Source organism: Dactylosporangium salmoneum (genome assembly GCF_039532525.1).
Taxonomy (GTDB): Bacteria; Actinomycetota; Actinomycetes; order Mycobacteriales; family Micromonosporaceae; genus Dactylosporangium; species Dactylosporangium salmoneum.
Window position 1 is genome coordinate 1 of the sequence record NZ_BAAARV010000030.1, and the last position, 16,241, is coordinate 16,241.

Sequence of the window (16,241 nt, forward strand, 5' to 3'; positions counted from 1 at the left end):
GTGCCCGGCCCCGGAGCGCCCGCCGCGCGGCGGCGCTCCCCCGAGTTCGCGACGGCGTGCAACCTCACCGGGGCGGGGGCTCGTTTCAGTCCGAAGCGAGGGGGAGGCCCTATGCGCGAGCGGGCGCAAGAGGAGTACGTCGAGTACGTGACCGGCCGGCTGGCGTCCCTGCGCCGGCTCGCGTTCCTGCTGTGCGGCGACGAGCACCGCGGCGACGACGTCGTGCAGCTCACGATCGAGAAGCTCTACCAGCGCTGGCCGCGGGTCAGCGCGGTCGAGCATCTCGACCAGTACGTCAGGCAGATGCTCGTCCGGACGTTCCTCGACGAGCGCCGGCGGGCGTGGAGCCGCATCGGCCTGTTCGGCGCGACCGGGCCCGAGCCACCACCGCACGCGCCGCACGAGGCGGTCGACGACCGGCTGGCGCTGCGGGCGGCCCTGGAGAAGGTGCCGCGGCGGCAGCGGGCGGTGCTCGTGCTGCGGTACCTCTGCGACCTGTCCGTCGAGGAGACGGCCGCGATCCTGGGCTGCTCCCCCGGCACCGTGAAGAGCCAGTGCGCCCGGGGGCTGGCCACGCTTCGCCAGCTCGTGGGCGACGACCTGCAGAGGACGGTCTGAGATGGACTTCGACGACGAGCGGGCGGTCCGGCTGCTGACCCCGCTGCGGCAGGAGCCACAGCGGCCCTCCACGGTCGACGTGCGGCGGGCCGTGGTGCGCGGGGAGCGGCGGCGCATGACGCTCCGGGTCGCCTCCGTGGCGGTGGTCGTGCTGGCCGTCCTGGTGGGCGGGTGGGCGGTCGCGTCGCCCGAGGCAGGGCCGAAACCGGCGCCGTGGCCGGCGGCGTCCGGCACCAGGCCGCCGGACAGCGGGCTGTCACCGGGCGTGACGCCATTGCAGTGCACCGCCTACCCGCTGGAGTTGCCGCCGAGGGCCGCGGGCGGGGGCACGGTGACCGGGAGCGATCCGTCCGGGCAGTACATCATCGGCACGGGAATCGACGGCGGCACGGGCTTGGCGCTGCTGTGGGACGACACGAAGTACGGCGTCGTGAACGCGCCCGACGGGCTGCAGCTGCAGGGCGTCAACACGCACGGGGTGGCGGTGGGCGCGACCTACGGCAAGAAGCACGTGCCCTGGGTGGTGCAGGGCGGCGTCGCCCGCCTGCTGGCCCACCCGGACGGCGTCGACGCCGTGCCGTACGCCATCAACGGCAAGGGGCAGATCGCCGGGTCGATCCACAACCAGCCGGTGCTCTGGGCCGACCCCGACGCCGCGCCGGTGCCGCTGCGGCTGCCCGGGCCGGGGTACAGCGGCGTCGCCCGCGGGATCGCCGAGGACGGCACGGTGGTGGGCGAGCTGCTCAACGGCGACCGGTCGGCGGCCTACGTGTGGTCGCCCGACGGGACGCCGAGGATGCTGCCGGCGCCGGTCGTCGACGGCCGGCCGGCCACCAACTACGGGGCCGACCAGGTGCGCAACGGCTGGGCGTCCGGCCGGGTCGGCGAGAGGTGGGCGGTGTGGAACCTGGCGACCGACGAGGTGCGGGTCGTCACCGGCGGGGCGCCCGGCGTGGTGAACGGCTCGGGCTGGACGCTGGTGTCCACCGGCGCCGACGTCGTCATCGACACCCGGACGGCCGGGCTGATCATCCTGCCGACCCCGGCAGGGCAGGCCCCGCTCGCGATGCAGCCGGTAGTGCTCAGCGACGACGGGAGCATCGCCGCCGGCGTGGCGATCACGTCGGAGAACGGCCACCCGGTGCCGGTGCGATGGGTCTGCCGATGACCGCCCGGGCGCGGGCCACCTTCACGGCCGCCTTGAGGGTGCCGATGTCGTACGCCCCGTAGTGCCGGACGCCGTTGATGAAGAACGTGGGGGTACCGCCGACGCCACTGAGGTCGGCGGACTCCACGTCCTGGGCGATGCGCCCGGCGTGCTCGTGCCGGATGAGGTCCTCGTGGAACCGCTCGCGGTCCAGGCCGAGCCGCTCGGCGTAGCCGACCAGGTCCGCCGGCTTGAGCTCGTCCTGGTGGTCCAGCAGCAGGTCGTGCATCGGCCAGAAGGCGCCCTGGGCGGCCGCCGCCTCGGCCGCCTCCGCGGCCAGCTGGGCCTGCGGGTGGACGTCGGTGAGGGGCAGGTGGCGCCAGACGTAACGCAGGTCGGCGTCGGCCAGCAGCTCGCGCACGGCGGGTTCGGCCTGGCCGCAGTACGGGCACTGGAAGTCGCCGTACTCCACGATCGTCACCGAGGCCTCCGCCGCCCCGCGCACGTGGTCCGCGCTCACGTCCACGGCGGGGATGAGGTCCACGAGGGCTTCGGCCTCGCCCAGCAGGGCCCGGAGCCGGCGAGGCTTCGGCAGCATGGCGGTCACCCGGAAGACCACCCAGGTCAGCGCCGAGGCGAGCGCCGCGGCGGCGAGCACGCCCACCTTGGCCTCGGCCAGCTGGTCGCCGGTGAAGGCGAGGCTGGCGATGAGCAGCGAGACCGTGAAGCCGATGCCGGCGATGGTGCCGGAGCCCAGCACCGCGGCCCACCCGACGCCGGGGCGGACCCGGCCGCCGGAGACCCGGGTGACCAGCCAGGAGGCGCCGGCCACGGCGACCGGCTTGCCGAGCACGTAGCCGGCCAGCACGCCGAGGGTGACCGGGGAGGTGAACGCCCGGGACAGGAACGCGCCGTCGATCGGGATGCCGGCGTTGGCCAGGCCGAAGAGCGGGACGATGACGTAGCTGCTCCAGGGGTGGTACATCCGCTGGAGGCGGTCGTTGGGCGACAGCGTGCGGGTGAGGCCCAGCGACGCCGAGCGGGCCAGCTCCACGGTGGGCTGCTCGCGGAAGAGCTTGAACAGGCCGCTCGCCGCCTCCAGCGCGGTGCGGGCGGGGGTGTACGCGGTCGCGGTCAACCCGATGGCGAGGCCGGCCACGACCGGGTCGACGCCGCTGCGCAGCATGCAGTACCACAGCAGGAGGCACACCGGGGCGTAGACCGCGCCGCTCCTCACCCTGAGCGTGCGCAGGCCGAGCAGCAGGCCGAACACCGCGATCGCCGCGAGCAGCGGCATGACCTCGATGCTCTCGGAGTAGGCCACGGCGATGACGACCAGCGCCACCAGGTCGTCGACCACGAACACGGTCAGCAGGAAGACCCGCACCTGCTCCGGCACGTTGCGCCCGACGAGCGCGAGCAGGCCCAGCGCCAGCGCGGTGTCGGTGGACATGGCCACGCCCCAGCCGTGCGCGCCCGGGCCGCCCCGGTTGACCGCGAGGTAGATCGCCACCGGCACGAGCATGCCGGCCACCCCGGCCGCCATCGGCAGCACGAACCGGCGCCGGTCGCGCAGGTCGCCCAGATCGAGCTCGCGGCGCGCCTCCAGGCCGACGACCAGGAAGAACAGCGTCATGAGGCCGCTGTTGACCCAGGTGCGCAGGTCGAACGCCAGCGACCAGCCGCCGACGTGCAGGCCGAGCTCGGTCGCCCACAGCCGCTCGTAGCCGGCGTCGTCCACGTTGGCCCAGACCAGCGCCACCGCGATCGCGGCGACGAGGACGCCGGCGCTTCCGGACTCGGTGCGCATGAACGCCCGCACGGGCGCGGTGATGTCGCGCCGCCAGGCGGTCGTCTGCGGTTCGGTCACAGGGGGCAAGCCTATTACGCTCGCCCGGTGGGGATCACCGTGCTCATCGCCGACGACCAGGACATGGTCCGCGACGGGCTGCGCCGGATCCTGGGTGCGGCGCAGGACATCGAGGTGGTCGGGGAGGCCGCCGACGGGGTCGAGGCGCTGGAGCGGATCCGCGCGCTGCGGCCCGACGTGGCCCTCGTCGACATCCGGATGCCGCGCATGGACGGGCTCACCCTCACCCGCGAGCTGGCCGGCGGCCCCACCCGGGTGGTGGTCGTGACGACGTTCGACCTGGACGAGTACGTCTACACGGCCCTTCGCAACGGCGCGGCCGGCTTCCTGCTCAAGCGCTCCGGACCGGCCCTGCTGACCGAGGCGGTCCGGGCCGCCGTGTCGGGCGAGAGCCTGATCAGCCCGGCGATCACCGTCAAGCTGCTGCGCCACCTCTCCAGCCCCCGCCCGGAGTCCCCCGAGCCGCTCACCGAGCGCGAGCTGGAGATCGCCGGGCACGTGGCGGCCGGCCGCACCAACGCCGAGATCGGCGCGGAGCTGTTCATCTCGGCCGGCACGGTGAAGACCCACGTCGCCGCCGTGCAGCGCAAGCTCGGCGTGCGCAACCGGGTCGGCATCGCGGTCTGGGCCTGGAACCACGGGGTCGCGGCGCCGTGACCGCGGGATGGCCGCTGCTCGCCCTGGCGGCGGCGCTGGCCGTGGCCGCCGCGATCAGGCCCCGCCCGGCCGCCCTGCCCCTCGCCGCGGCGCTCGGCTCGCTGGCCGTCACCGCCGCCTACCGCGGGGCGCCGCAGCCGCCGGGGCTGTGGTTCCCGTTCGAGTTCTTTCCCCTGCTGGTACTGCAGGTCCGCCTGCTGCGCCGCGCCCCCGCCCGGACGGCCGCCGTCGCCGGCGCGCTGGTCGGGCTGGCCACCAGCGCGCTGCCGCTGCGGATCACCCTGCACACCCCCCACAACCGGCTCAACGCCTCCATCCTGCTCGTCGCGGTGGCCTTCTGCTGCGCGGTGGCGGCGGCCGGGACGGGGTTGCTCGTCCGGGCCGCCGACGCGCGGCGGGCGCGGGCGCTGGAGGCGGCGCGGCGTGCTCAGCGGCTGGAGCTGGCACGGGACCTGCACGACCTGGTGGCGCACGAGGTGACCGGGATCGTGGTGGAGGCGCAGGCGGCGCAGATCGCGCCCGATCCGCGGTCCTACGAGCGGATCGAGGCGGCGGGGCAGCGGGCGCTCGCGGCCATGGACGACATGGTCGCGGCGCTGCGCTCCCCGGACGCCCGGGTCCACGGCCTGGCGGACATTCCCTTGGCCGTTGCCCGCTACGGCCCCAACGCCTCGCTGTCCATCGACCCCGGCGCGGATCTGTCCCCCGCCGCCGGATCCGTGGCCTACTACGTGGTGATCGAGGCGTTGACGAACGTGCGGCGGCACGCGGCCCCGTCCGCGAAGGTTGTCGTTCGCCTCACCGATCGCGGCGTTCTGACGGTTGAGAGCGACATGTCCGAAGCCTCCCCGCAGCAGCGGCGCAGCGGGACCGGCCTCGCCTCGCTGGCCGAGCGGGTGCGGGCCGTCAGGGGCACGTTGCACGCCGGGCCCGGCGACGGGCGGTGGAAGGTGATCGCCGATCTCTCCCATTCGGCAGATGTGCGCCGCGGAGGGGTCGAACAGCCTTGAGGGCATGCTCGAACTGCTCGACATCACGAAGGTCTACAAGGGACAGAAACGGGCCGTCGACGGCCTGACGCTCCGGCTCGGCCCCGGGCTGGTCGGCCTGCTCGGGCCCAACGGCGCCGGCAAGTCCTCGCTGCTGCGCATCGCGGCCACGGTCACCCGCCCGACGTCCGGCCAGGTGCGCTACGAGGGGGTGGACGCGGTCGCCCGGCCCGACGGGCTGCGCCGGGCGCTGGGGTACCTGCCGCAGGACTTCGGGGTGTACCCGAACCTGTCGGCGGTGGAGTTCCTGGCGTACCTGGCGGCGGTCAAGGGCCTGTCCGCCCGCTCCGCCAGGGCGCGCATCGACGAGCTGCTGGAGCTGGTCAACCTCACCCACGCCGCCCGCCGCCCGCTCGGCGGCTACTCCGGCGGCATGCTGCGCCGGGTCGGCATCGCCCAGACGCTGCTGGCCGACCCGCGGGTGGTCATCGTCGACGAGCCCACCGCCGGGCTCGACCCGGAGGAGCGGGTGCGGTTCCGCAACCTGCTCAGCGACCTCGCCGCCGACCGGCTGGTGCTGCTGTCCACGCACATCGTCGGCGACGTCGAGTCGGTGGCCGGCCGGATCGTGGTGGTCAAGGGCGGGCGGGTCCGCCTCGACGGGCCGGCCGACGAGCTGCTGCGCGGGGTGACCGGCCACGTCTGGGAGGTCACCGTGCCGCCCGAGGCCGCCGCCGGGCTGCAGCAGCGGCTGCTCACCACCCGGGCCGTGCGCACACCGGCCGGCGTGCGGCTGCGCGTGCTGGCCACCGGCCAGCCGCTGGCCGACGCGGCGCCGGTCGCGCCGGACCTGGAGGACGCCTACGTGGGCGCGGTGCACCGGTGAACGCGCCGGCCGCCCTGGCACTGGCGGACTTCCGGGAGCGGGTGCGGCGCCCGGCGTACCTCCTCATGCTGATCTCGGCGATCGGCCTTGGCCTGCTGGCCGTCCCGCCGGTCGGCTCGCACTGGTCGGTGCTGGTGCTGGGCGGCTTCCGCGGCCGCTACACCAGCTCCTACGTCGGCCTCGTCACCGCCCTCACCAGCGCGCTGTGGCTGACCCTCGTCGGGTTCTACCTGGTGCGCGACGCGGTCGCCCGGGACGAGCGGACCGGGGTCGGGCAGCTGCTGGCCGCCACGCCGCTGCGCACGCCCGTGTACCTGGCCGGCAAGCTGCTCAGCAACGTCATGGTGCTCGGTTCGATGGTCGCCGTGCTGGCCGTCACCGCGCTGGCCCTGCAGCTGCTGCGGGGCGAGTCGCGGGCCGTCGACCCGGTCGCGCTGGCCCTGCCCTTCGTCCTGCTGGCCCTGCCGATGGTGCTCGTGACCGCGGCCCTGGCGATCTTCTTCGAGACGACGCCGGTACTGCGCGGGGGCCTCGGCAACGTCCTGTGGTTCTTCGTGTGGATGGTCGGCGTGCTCGGCGGCCAGTCGCCGAAGGCCCCCCTCGGCGGGCTGGGCCTGCCGCCCGTGAAGCTGCCGGACGGGGCGGGGCAGGACGTGGGGCTCGGCCTGATGTACGTCGACGATCCCCTGCGCACGTTCGACTTCCCCGGCCTGCGCCTCGACCCCGGTTTTCTCGCCGGCCGGCTGGCCCTCGTCGCCGTCGCGGTGGGGATCGCGGTGCTGCCGGCGCTGTGGTTCCACCGCTTCGACCGCCCGGCCCGGGCCGCCCGCGCGGGCGGCGGCCCCGAGCCGCGAACCGTGTACAAGGGGCTCCCCCGCACCGCGCCGGCCCGCGGCGGCACGGGCCTTCGCCTGCTCGCCGGGGAGCTGCGGATCCTCGTGCAGGGCGCGCCGCTGTGGTGGTGGCTGGGCGCGGGCGCCCTGGCGCTGGCCGGCCTGGCCGCCCCGCCCGGCCCGGTGCTGGCCGTCGCCTGGATCTGGCCGGTGCTGCTCTGGTCGCGGCTGGGCACCCAGCCGGCGACGTCGGGCGCGGCCGCCATCCTCGGCGCGTACCCGGCCCCGCGCCGCCGCGTGCTGGCCGAGTGGGGCGCGGGCGCGCTGCTGGCCGCGGCCACGGGCGCGGGCTCGGCGATCCGCATGGCGGTCACCGGCGACCTGCCGGGGCTGGGCGCGTGGGCGGCGGGCGCGGCGTTCGTCTCCGCGCTGGCGCTGGCCCTGGGCACGCTGACCGGGGCGCCGAGGGTCTTCCAGGCGGTCTACACCGTCATCTGGTACCTCCTGATCAACAACGCCGGCGCGGTGGACTTCATGGGCGCGCTGCGCGACCACGGCCGCCTCACCGGCCCGAGTCCCCTGCTGTGGGCCGCCCTGGCGGGCGCGGGGCTCCTCGCGGCCCTCTTCCGCACCGCCTGGCGCCAGGCCCGCCGCTGACGCTCGCGAGAGGCCGGCAAACCTGCCGGTCGCCGCGTGCAACGGCGGCGGGAGGATGCGGCGTGGTGCGGAGTGGGAGGCGGTGACAGAGTGATCAGCTTCGACGACTACGTCCGGCTGCGCGGCGAGCGGCTCGTGCGGCTGGCGCGGCTGCTGGTGCGGGACCGGCACCTGGCCGAGGACCTCGTGCAGGACGTCCTCGGCCGGGCCTTCGTGCGCTGGGAGCGGATCAGCCGCGCCGAGGATGTCGACACATACGTGAAGCGCATGCTGGTCAACCAGCACATCTCCTGGCGGCGCAAGCGGTCCTCGAGCGAGGTCGCGGTGGACACCAGCGCCGGGCATCTCGAGCGGGCCGATCCTGCGGACATCGGCGCCGAGGCGGCCGAGCGGGACGCGGCCTGGCAGCTCATCGCCGAGCTGCCGCCGAAGCAGCGCGCCACGCTCGTCCTGCGCTACTACGAGGACCTCGACGACGCCGCCATCGGGGAGATCCTGCGCTGCTCGCCGGTGACCGTGCGCACGCAGGCCATGCGGGCGCTGGCCACGCTGCGCCGGCGGCTGGTGGACGAGGCGGCCCTGACCCGGAAGGACGTGAACCGATGAGCGACCTCGACCCGATCATCGCGACCGCGCTGCGCGCCCGGGCCGACGGAGATGTGCGCATCGACTCGCTGCTCGAGGGGGCCCGCCGCAGCGGGGCACGACACCGCCGCAACCGCCGGTTGGCCGTGAGTGCCAGCGCGGCTGTCGTCGTCGCGGTGCTGCTCGCCGCGGTCGTGCTGCTGCCGCGCCAGTTCTCCGGGCCGCCCGCGAACACCCACACCCCGACCCCCGCCACCACGGCGAGCCCGACCACGGTGGCGCCCTCCCCGACGCCGCCGGAGCGGCCCCGCCCGCCGGAGGTGCCCGGGATGCGCCCGCTGGCCGGCGGCGGGCAGCTGGGCGAGGGGCGCCAGCTGCACCTCGACACCGCCGACCCCGACGTGATCGAGACGTCCTGGGGCTCCGGCGAGGGCGAGGAGATGTCCGTGACCCGCAACCCCCGCACGCCCTACCTCTACGAGCACTACGAGGTCGCCGGCCGGCCGACCGAGGGCGCCCGCGACGCGATGGCCGACGCGGACAGGGCGCACCGCGAAGGCACCGAGCACACGGACGACCTCGCCGTGACCGGCCGGCCGGCGACGCTGGAGTGGGGCCCCGACTGGGCGGCGCTGCGCTGGCGGCCGGTGGACACCGCGTGGCTGTACGCCGTGGTGTCGTTCCAGGAGCGTGAGCCCGACGCCACCAAGGCCGCCGAGCGGGCCCGCGGCGCGGTGCTGGAGGTGGCCGGGTTCCTGCGGCTGGACAAGGTGCGCCAGTGCGCGGTGGAGTTCCACCTCACGTGGAGCCTGTCGGACACGCACCTCGCGAGCTGCGCGACGACGTGGACCGCGACGGGCAAGGTGATCATGGCCACGGCCGGCTTCCGGCTCGCCGGCGGCTCCCCGTTCCTGATCACCGACACCGTGGCCACCGACCCGCCCCACGTCAACACCACGTACGACGGCAAGGGGCTCGAATACGACCCGACGAACGGCGCCACCATCTGGCTCGACGGGCACCAGTACACGTTCGAGCGCCGCCAGTCGGGCCTGCCCGAGGAGCCGATCCTGCACATGCTGACCAGCCTCGAACGCACGGCACCCACGACCGATCCTCTCGCACGATAGGACGATCTTCCGGGTGGGTCATTGCGGATATCGTGGCTGCGTGACCCGCCTGGAGTTCCGGATCCTCGGGCCGCTCGAGGCCTGCGTGCCCGATGGCGCGCCGATCGACCTGGGCGCCCGCAAGCAACGGGCGGTGCTCGCGATGCTGTTGCTGGAGCCGGGACGGGTGGTGTCGGTCGACCGGATCACCGGGGGGCTCTGGGGCGGGGAGGCGCCGGCCAGCGCGACCGGGACGCTGCAGGCCTACGTGTCACAGCTGCGCCGGGTGCTGGAGCCGGACCGGGCGCCCCGCACGCCGCCCGCGGTGCTGCTCACCCGGGACCCGGGCTACCTGCTGGCGGTGGACGGCGAGCAGGTCGACGCGGTCCGTTTCGCCGCCGGGGCCGAGGCCGGCCGGGCCGCGCTGGCCCGCGGCGACCTGGCCGCGGCCGAGCGGGGCCTGAACGCGGCGCTGCGGGAGTGGCGCGGCGAGCCGCTCGCCGACCTGGCCGACGAGGCCTTCGCCGCGGCCGCCGCCGCCCGCCTGAACGAGCTGCGCGACGCCGCGCTCGAGGACCTGGCCGAGGTCCAGCTGGGCACCGGGCGGACCGCGGCGGCGATCGCGAGCGCGCAGGCCCTGCTGGAGCGCCGGCCGTTCCGGGAGCGCTCGTGGGGCCAGCTCATGCTCGGCCTGTACCGCGAGGGCCGCCAGGCCGACGCCCTGGCCGCCTTCCGCCGGGCCCGGACGGTGCTGGACGAGGAGCTGGGCGTGCCCCCGGGGCCTCGGCTGCGCGAGCTGGAGTCCGCGATCCTGCGCCAGGACCCGGCCCTGTCCCTGCCGCCGCCGGCCCCCGCGCCGGCGGCACCGAACCCGGCCGCGCCGGCGCCCGAGCCGGAGGGGCCGCGGCTGGTCGGGCGGGCGACCGAGGAGGGGCGCATCGCGGAGCGGATCGAGCGGGCCACCGCCGGGGCCGGCGGGGTGCTGCTGATCGCCGGCGAGGCGGGCCTGGGCAAGAGCCGCCTCGCCGAGCGCGCGGCGCAGCTCGCCGCCGGGCGCGGCCTGGCGGTGGCCTGGAGCCGCTGCGTCGAGGCGAGCGCGACCCCGGCGTTCTGGCCCTGGACCCAGGTGCTGCGGGCGTTGCCGGAGACGCCCGAGACCAGGCGGCTGCTGGACGCGCTCGCCGGGCGCGGGGTCGATCGGCAGCGCGAGGACCCCGACGCCGCGCTGTTCCACCTGCACGAGGGGGTCGCGGAGGAGCTGCGGGGGCAGGCGGCCGCGCGGCCGCTGCTCGTGGTCGTGGACGACCTGCACGCCGCCGACGCGGCCTCGCTGCAGCTGCTGGCGCACCTCGCGGCCGGGCTGGCCCGCTCGGCGCTGCTCGTGCTGGGCACGATGCGGCCGGAGGCGGCCGACTCCGACCCGGCGCTGCGCGAGACGCTCGCGCTGCTGGCCAACGAGCGCGGGGCCGAGCGGCTGCGGCTGGCCGCGCTGACCGCCGGGGACATCGCCGAGTACACCGGGCGCCCTGCGGCGGTCGCCCGGGCGCTGCAGGAGCGCACCGGCGGCAACCCGTTCTACCTCAACGAGCTGCTGCGGCTGCTGGACAGCGAGCACCCCGACGGGTGGGCCGACGCCCACGCGGTGGCGGGCACCGGCGTGCCGGAGAGCGTCCGCGACGTCATCGAGCGGCGGCTGTCGCGGCTGCCCGAGCGGACCCGCGAGCTGCTGGCTACGGCGGCGGTGCTCGGCCGGGACGTCGACCTGCTCCTGCTGGAGGCGGCCACCGAGAACCGGGACAGCGGCGGGCACGAGCGGGTGATGGCCGCGCTCGAGCCGGCCGTCGCGGCCGGGGTGCTGCTGGAGGTACCGGACGGCTGGGATTATCGCTTCTCGCACGCCCTCGTCCGGGACGCCGTCTACGGCGGGCTGAGCCGCCTGGAGCGGGCGCGGCTGCACAAGCGGGTCGGTGAGGCGCTCGAGGCCTTCGACCGGCCCGACGACCCCAACCTGCTCGGGCGCCTGGTGCACCACTTCACGATGGCCGCGCGGCTGGGCGTCGCGGACCGGGCCGTGCGGCACGCGACCCGGGCCGCCGAGCTCGCCATGGCCCAGCTCGCCTACGACGAGGCCGCCCGCTACCTGGAGGCGGCGCTCGGCGCGCTGGACCCGACCCGGTCCGGGGCCGCCCAGCAGCGCTGCCGCCTGCTGGTGCAGCTCGGGGTGGCCCGGCGGGCGACCGGCGACGTGGCCGGCACCCAGGCCGTGCTCGACGAGGCGCTGACCCTGGCCCGGCAGCTCGGCGACGACGGGCTGGCGATGGACGCGGCGACGCTCTTCGGCGGGGTGACGCTGTGGGGGTGGCGGCCGTACCACACCTTCGACGAACGGATGATCGGCATCCTGCGCGAGCAGCTCGACCGGCTCGACCCCGCCGACATGTACCGGCGCGCGGTGCTGCTCGGCACGCTGGCCGTCGAGCTGTACCACCACCCCGACCGCGCGCAGGGTGAGCAGCTCGCCGAGGAGGCGGTGCGGCTGGCCCGCCGGCTCGGCGACCGGGAGCTGCTGGTCCGGACGCTGAACAACTACTGGAACGTGGCCTGGGTGCCGGAGCGGGCGGCCGAGCGCCGGGCGACGGTCGACGAGCTGCTCGGCATGGACGGGCTGCCGCGCACGGTGGAGGTGACCGCGCGGCTGCACCGGATGCACACCGAGTGCGGCGCGGGCGACGCGGCCGGGCTCGACGCCGACCTGGCCCGCTGCGTGCGGCTGGTCGAGGAGGTCCGCACCCCGGTGCTGCCCGCCCAGGTCCGCTACGCGCAGGCCGGGCAGGCGCTGCGGGCCGGCGACTGGGCCGCCGCCGAGCGGCTGGTCGGAGAGGCGTTCGGGCTGCAGGAGCACACCAGCCTGTGGGGAAGGCAGTGGATCCGGCTGGCGTTGGTGCACACCAGCCGGCGCTTCCAGGGCCGCCCCGGCGAGCTGCTCGACGAGCTGGTGCGCTGCGCCGACGAGCCGCAGCTGGAACTGCTGCGCCCGACCGCGGTGCTGGCCGCCGTCGAGTCGGGCGATGAGGACCTGGCCCGGGCCCTGGTCGCGCGCTGGGGGGCGGCCCGCGAGCGGCTATGGTGCTGGGAGTTCGTGGTCTTCCAGTGGGCGCTCGTCGCCGCCCGGCTCGGCACGCCCGATCCGCGGGAGCTGTACGCCGAGATCGCCCCCTACGCCGACCGCTTCACGGCGGTCGGCACGGGCTGCGCCACCTGGGGCTCGCTGCGGTTCGCGCAGGCGGCCCTGGCCGAGCGGCTGGGCGACCGGGCGGCGGCGCTGGAGCACGCGCTGGCGGCCCGGGCCGCGCACGAGCGGTTCGGCGGAGCCCACCTGGTCGCCGCCAGCGACAAGCAAGTCGCCGCCCTAGTGGATTGCAAGTGAACACCAACCGGGGTGCGCGACCGTGCTCCCATGACCACCGCACTGACTGATCTCCCGGTTGCGGCCGGGCCCGTATTTGTTCCCGGCGACGAGGGCTACGCGGCCGAGGTCGCGTCCTGGAACGCCGCCACCATCCACGAGCCGCTGGTCGTCGTCGGCGCCACCTGCGCCGAGGACGTCGCCGCGGCGGTGCGCTGGGCCGGCACCCAGGGCCTGCCGGTCGCGGTCCAGGCGACCGGGCACGGCGCCGTCCGCCCGGTCACCGGCGGCCTGCTGATCACCACCGGGCGGATGAACGAGGTCTCCGTCGACCCGGCGGCGCGCACCGCCCGGGCCGCGGCCGGCGTCCGCTGGGCCCAGGTGATCGAGGCGACCGCCCCGCACGGGCTGGCCCCGCTCAACGGCTCCTCGTCGCACGTGGGCGTGGTGGGGTACACCCTGGGCGGCGGCGCCGGCCCGCTCGGGCGCCGCTACGGCTTCGCCGCCGACCACGTCCGCTCGATCGAGATCGTGACCGCCGATGGCGCGCTGCGCACGATCGACGCCGGCCACGAGGCCGACCTGTTCTGGGCGGTCCGGGGCGGCAAGGGCAACTTCGGCATCGTGACCTCGATCGAGTTCGGCCTGGTCGAGGTGGCCGGGTTCTTCGGCGGCGGCATCTACTTCCCGGGCACCCACGCCGCCGAGGTGCTGCACGCGTACCGCGAGTGGTCGGCCGGCCTGCCGGAGGAGATGTCCACGTCGGTCGCGCTGCTGCGCCTGCCCGACCTGCCGGTCCTCCCCGAGCCGCTGCGCGGCGCGTTCGTGGCGCACCTGCGGGTGGCCTACCTGGGCGGGGCCGAGGAGGGCGACCGGCTGCTCGCCCCGATGCGGGCGGCCGCGCCGGCGCTGATCGACGACGTGCAGATGCTGCCGTACGCGGCGATCGACGCCGTGCACCGCGACCCGGTCGACCCGGTCCCGAGCCGCGAGCGCGGGGTCCTGCTCGGCGAGGTCACCGCGGAGACGGTCGAGCGGGTGCTGGCCGCGGCCGGGCCGCAGGTCGACGTGCCGATCGTCATGATCGAGCTGCGGCACCTGGGCGGCGGGCTGGCCCGGCCGCCGGCGGTGCCCAACGCGGTGAGCGGCCGCGGGGCCGGGTACTCCCTGTTCGTCATCGGCGTCGGCGTGCCCGAGCTGGCGCCGGTCGTGGACGCGGTGACCGACCGGATCCTCTCGGTCGACACGGTGCCCGGCGGCCTGATCAACTTCTCCGGCCACGCCGGCCCCGAGGCGCTCCTGGCCAACTGGGCGCCGGCCGACCGGGACCGGCTGCTGCGGATCAAGCGCGCCTACGACCCGACCAACGTGTTCTCCAGCGGCCAGGCGCTGGTCGGCTAACAGGTTTGCAACCGGGCCGCACTGTTGCGGCCCGGTTGCCGGCCGATGTGAGCGGCATGGGCTGGGCGATCGCATACCTGCGGCGTGACCTGCTGCGGGCGATGCGCATCGGGTTCGTGCTCGCCCTGTCGGCGGTCACCGCCGCGTCGTTGATCCAGATCGGCCTGCTGGACCTGTCCCCGCCGGCGCGGCTCACCAGCTTCGCCGTGGTGCTCGGCATGCTCGCCCTCCGGGCGGCCGAGTTCACGCGGGTCCGGCCGGTGCCGATCTGGGTCGACGCGCTCGAGCTGGCCGCGTTCCTGCCGGTCGCGGTCCAGGTCGCCGACATCGACGCGCTGCTCGGGCTGCTCTTCTTCCACCTGCTGTTCCGCTCGTCGGTGGCCGGCCTCGGGCGCATGCTGCCGCTGGCCGCCGGTTACGTCGCCGTCTGGGTGGGCGCGGCCCTGCTGGAGCCGCGCATCAAGGTGTACCCGGGCGCGATCGTCTCGCTCTGCGTGATCGGCTTCCTGGTGTACTCCATGAGGGTCCTCCTGCTGCGCCTGCAGGACCAGCACCGCTCCCAGAGCGCCCTGCTGCAGGCCGTGCTGCGCCGCTTCCCCTTCCCGGTGCTGGTCGCCGACCCGGCCGGCGGCGTGCGGCTGGCCAACCCGGCCGCCCGGGACCTGCTCGGCTGGCCGCCGGAGGGGGCGGCCTCGTGCGAGTCGCTGAACCTCACCGGCCCCGGCGGCGCGCCGGTCGACCTGCGCGCCCTCGGCCGGGCCGGCACCGCCGCCCAGGAGGTGCGCCTCACCCGCCCGGACGGCACGACCAGCGACGTGCTCGTCGAGGCGGTGCCGATCGAGGAGGGCGTCGGGACGGTCTTCGCCCTGCTCGACGTCAGCGCCCAGCGCGTCTACGAGGAGTCGCTGCACCACGCCGCGTACCACGACGCCCTCACCGGCCTGCCGAACCGCGCGATGCTCTGGCAGCACCTCAGCGCCGCCGCGGCCGAGCCCAGCCCCTACGCCGTGCTGCTGATCGACCTCAACGACTTCAAGACGGTCAACGACACCCACGGCCACCAGGCCGGCGACGACCTGCTCACGGGGGTCGCCCACCGCCTGCGCGACGCCGGCCTCGCCCTCGACCGGCGCGCGCTGGCCGCCCGCCTCGGCGGCGACGAGTTCGCGGTACTGCTGCCCGGCGCCGGCACCCAGCCGGCCGAGCGGCTGGCCGCGGCCCTGCGCGCCTGCTTCCTCCAGCCGTTCCCGACCAGCGCCGGCCGGCTGACCGCGCACGGCAGCGTGGGCGTGGCCGTGGCCGCGCCCGGCCAGCACCCGGACGAGGTCCTGGCCGACGCGGACGCCGCCATGTACCGCGCGAAGCCCCGCCGCATCGCGTCCTAGAGCCCCGCGACGTCCAGGGCCAGCGTCACCGCGCCGAAGGCCACCATCAGCCCGGTGACGAGGTTGACGCGCCCGGGGGACCCACCGGTCCGCCGCGCGGCCCGCCAGTACAGCGCGGACCCGACGAGCACGAGCAGCGCCTCGATGGCGGCGGTCAGCCAGTGGTACCGCCACAGCCCGAACCCCATCCGCGGCAGGTCGCCGAGGTTGCCCGGCAGCAGCGGCAGGTCGGCGTGGTGCACGAGCAGGTCGAGCAGCCAGTGCGAGAAGACCACCGCCCCGACGACCACACCGCCCCGCCGCCCCCACCAGCGGCTCATCAGCAGCCCGGTCAGCGCCGCGATGACCAGCGCGCCGACCAGCGAGTGGGTGTAGTCGGCGTAGATGATGCCGTCGCCGTAGCCGCCGTCGGTGCCCGGCAACGGGTCGATGTGCTCGACCCCGGAGATGTACAGCGGCACGAACACGACGTCGAGCCAGACCGTGCCGAGCATGAGCCCCCACAGCGGCACCGGCCGCTCGAATGACTTGACCGCCGCGGCCAGCCCGAAGTGCCCCGTGATCATCGCTGCTCCCCCTTGCCCGCCGCCGGCCACGGCAGCTTCGCGTCCAATGCCCCGACCAGCGCGGCGAACAGGATCGCGCCAACGAAGAACGCCATGATCGCCCCTCACTACTAAGTGAACTGCAGTTGCGTT

At 75.6% G+C, this 16,241-nt stretch carries 13 protein-coding genes; 11 read left to right on the forward strand and 2 right to left on the reverse strand.

The window, feature by feature from the left end; all coding sequences use genetic code 11:
* Together ABD352_RS20145 and ABD352_RS20150 are read left to right on the forward strand one after the other, a co-directional pair.
* On the forward strand, positions 1-618 hold a 618-nt coding region (locus ABD352_RS20145; protein ID WP_344613968.1), incomplete at its 5' end, for a SigE family RNA polymerase sigma factor.
* Between the two features lies 1 nt (position 619).
* On the forward strand, positions 620-1,786 hold the full coding sequence (locus ABD352_RS20150; RefSeq protein WP_344613969.1) for a hypothetical protein: 1,167 nt from the start codon (positions 620-622) through the stop codon (positions 1,784-1,786).
* Here ABD352_RS20150 and nhaA read toward each other — a convergent pair.
* On the reverse strand, positions 1,737-3,575 hold the full coding sequence (nhaA, locus tag ABD352_RS20155) for a Na+/H+ antiporter NhaA (RefSeq protein ID WP_344614089.1): 1,839 nt from the start codon (positions 3,573-3,575) through the stop codon (positions 1,737-1,739). The two genes, ABD352_RS20150 and nhaA, sit on opposite strands and share 50 nt — an antisense overlap.
* A gap of 87 nt (positions 3,576-3,662) precedes the next feature.
* Between nhaA and ABD352_RS20160 the strand changes: the two genes are divergently transcribed.
* The 9 genes from ABD352_RS20160 (at position 3,663) to ABD352_RS20200 (ending at position 15,543) form a co-directional block, all read left to right on the forward strand.
* Complete coding sequence (locus ABD352_RS20160) at positions 3,663-4,292, forward strand: response regulator (RefSeq protein WP_344613970.1); 630 nt, start codon at positions 3,663-3,665, stop codon at positions 4,290-4,292.
* Positions 4,289-5,302, forward strand: coding sequence for a sensor histidine kinase (locus ABD352_RS20165; protein WP_344613971.1), 1,014 nt, complete (start codon positions 4,289-4,291; stop codon positions 5,300-5,302). Before ABD352_RS20160 ends, ABD352_RS20165 begins: the two co-directional genes overlap by 4 nt.
* 4 nt (positions 5,303-5,306) lie before the next feature.
* Positions 5,307-6,167 carry an ATP-binding cassette domain-containing protein gene (locus ABD352_RS20170; protein ID WP_344613972.1) on the forward strand — a complete coding sequence of 287 codons (861 nt, stop codon included), beginning with the start codon at positions 5,307-5,309 and terminating at the stop codon, positions 6,165-6,167.
* Positions 6,164-7,657: an ABC transporter permease gene (locus ABD352_RS20175; RefSeq protein WP_344613973.1), complete on the forward strand. Its 1,494-nt coding sequence runs from the start codon at positions 6,164-6,166 to the stop codon at positions 7,655-7,657. The genes ABD352_RS20170 and ABD352_RS20175 overlap by 4 nt, the downstream gene beginning before the upstream one ends.
* A gap of 93 nt (positions 7,658-7,750) precedes the next feature.
* Positions 7,751-8,263 (forward strand): SigE family RNA polymerase sigma factor, encoded by a 513-nt coding sequence (locus ABD352_RS20180; protein ID WP_344614090.1) that lies wholly within the window; start codon positions 7,751-7,753, stop codon positions 8,261-8,263.
* Positions 8,260-9,372 carry a hypothetical protein gene (locus ABD352_RS20185; RefSeq protein ID WP_344613974.1) on the forward strand — a complete coding sequence of 371 codons (1,113 nt, stop codon included), beginning with the start codon at positions 8,260-8,262 and terminating at the stop codon, positions 9,370-9,372. The genes ABD352_RS20180 and ABD352_RS20185 overlap by 4 nt, the downstream gene beginning before the upstream one ends.
* Before the next feature lie 40 nt (positions 9,373-9,412).
* Positions 9,413-12,778 carry an ATP-binding protein gene (locus ABD352_RS20190; protein WP_344613975.1) on the forward strand — a complete coding sequence of 1,122 codons (3,366 nt, stop codon included), beginning with the start codon at positions 9,413-9,415 and terminating at the stop codon, positions 12,776-12,778.
* 30 nt (positions 12,779-12,808) lie between these two features.
* Positions 12,809-14,158: an FAD-binding oxidoreductase gene (locus ABD352_RS20195; RefSeq protein ID WP_344613976.1), complete on the forward strand. Its 1,350-nt coding sequence runs from the start codon at positions 12,809-12,811 to the stop codon at positions 14,156-14,158.
* 56 nt (positions 14,159-14,214) lie between these two features.
* Positions 14,215-15,543, forward strand: coding sequence for a diguanylate cyclase domain-containing protein (locus ABD352_RS20200; RefSeq protein ID WP_344613977.1), 1,329 nt, complete (start codon positions 14,215-14,217; stop codon positions 15,541-15,543).
* On the opposite strand, the gene ABD352_RS20205 is transcribed toward ABD352_RS20200, so the two are convergent.
* The gene (locus tag ABD352_RS20205; protein ID WP_344613978.1) at positions 15,540-16,109 is read right to left on the reverse strand and encodes a permease; all 570 of its coding nucleotides are present in this window, start codon (positions 16,107-16,109) and stop codon (positions 15,540-15,542) included. The genes ABD352_RS20200 and ABD352_RS20205 overlap by 4 nt on opposite strands.
* Between the last annotated feature and the right edge of the window lie 132 nt (positions 16,110-16,241).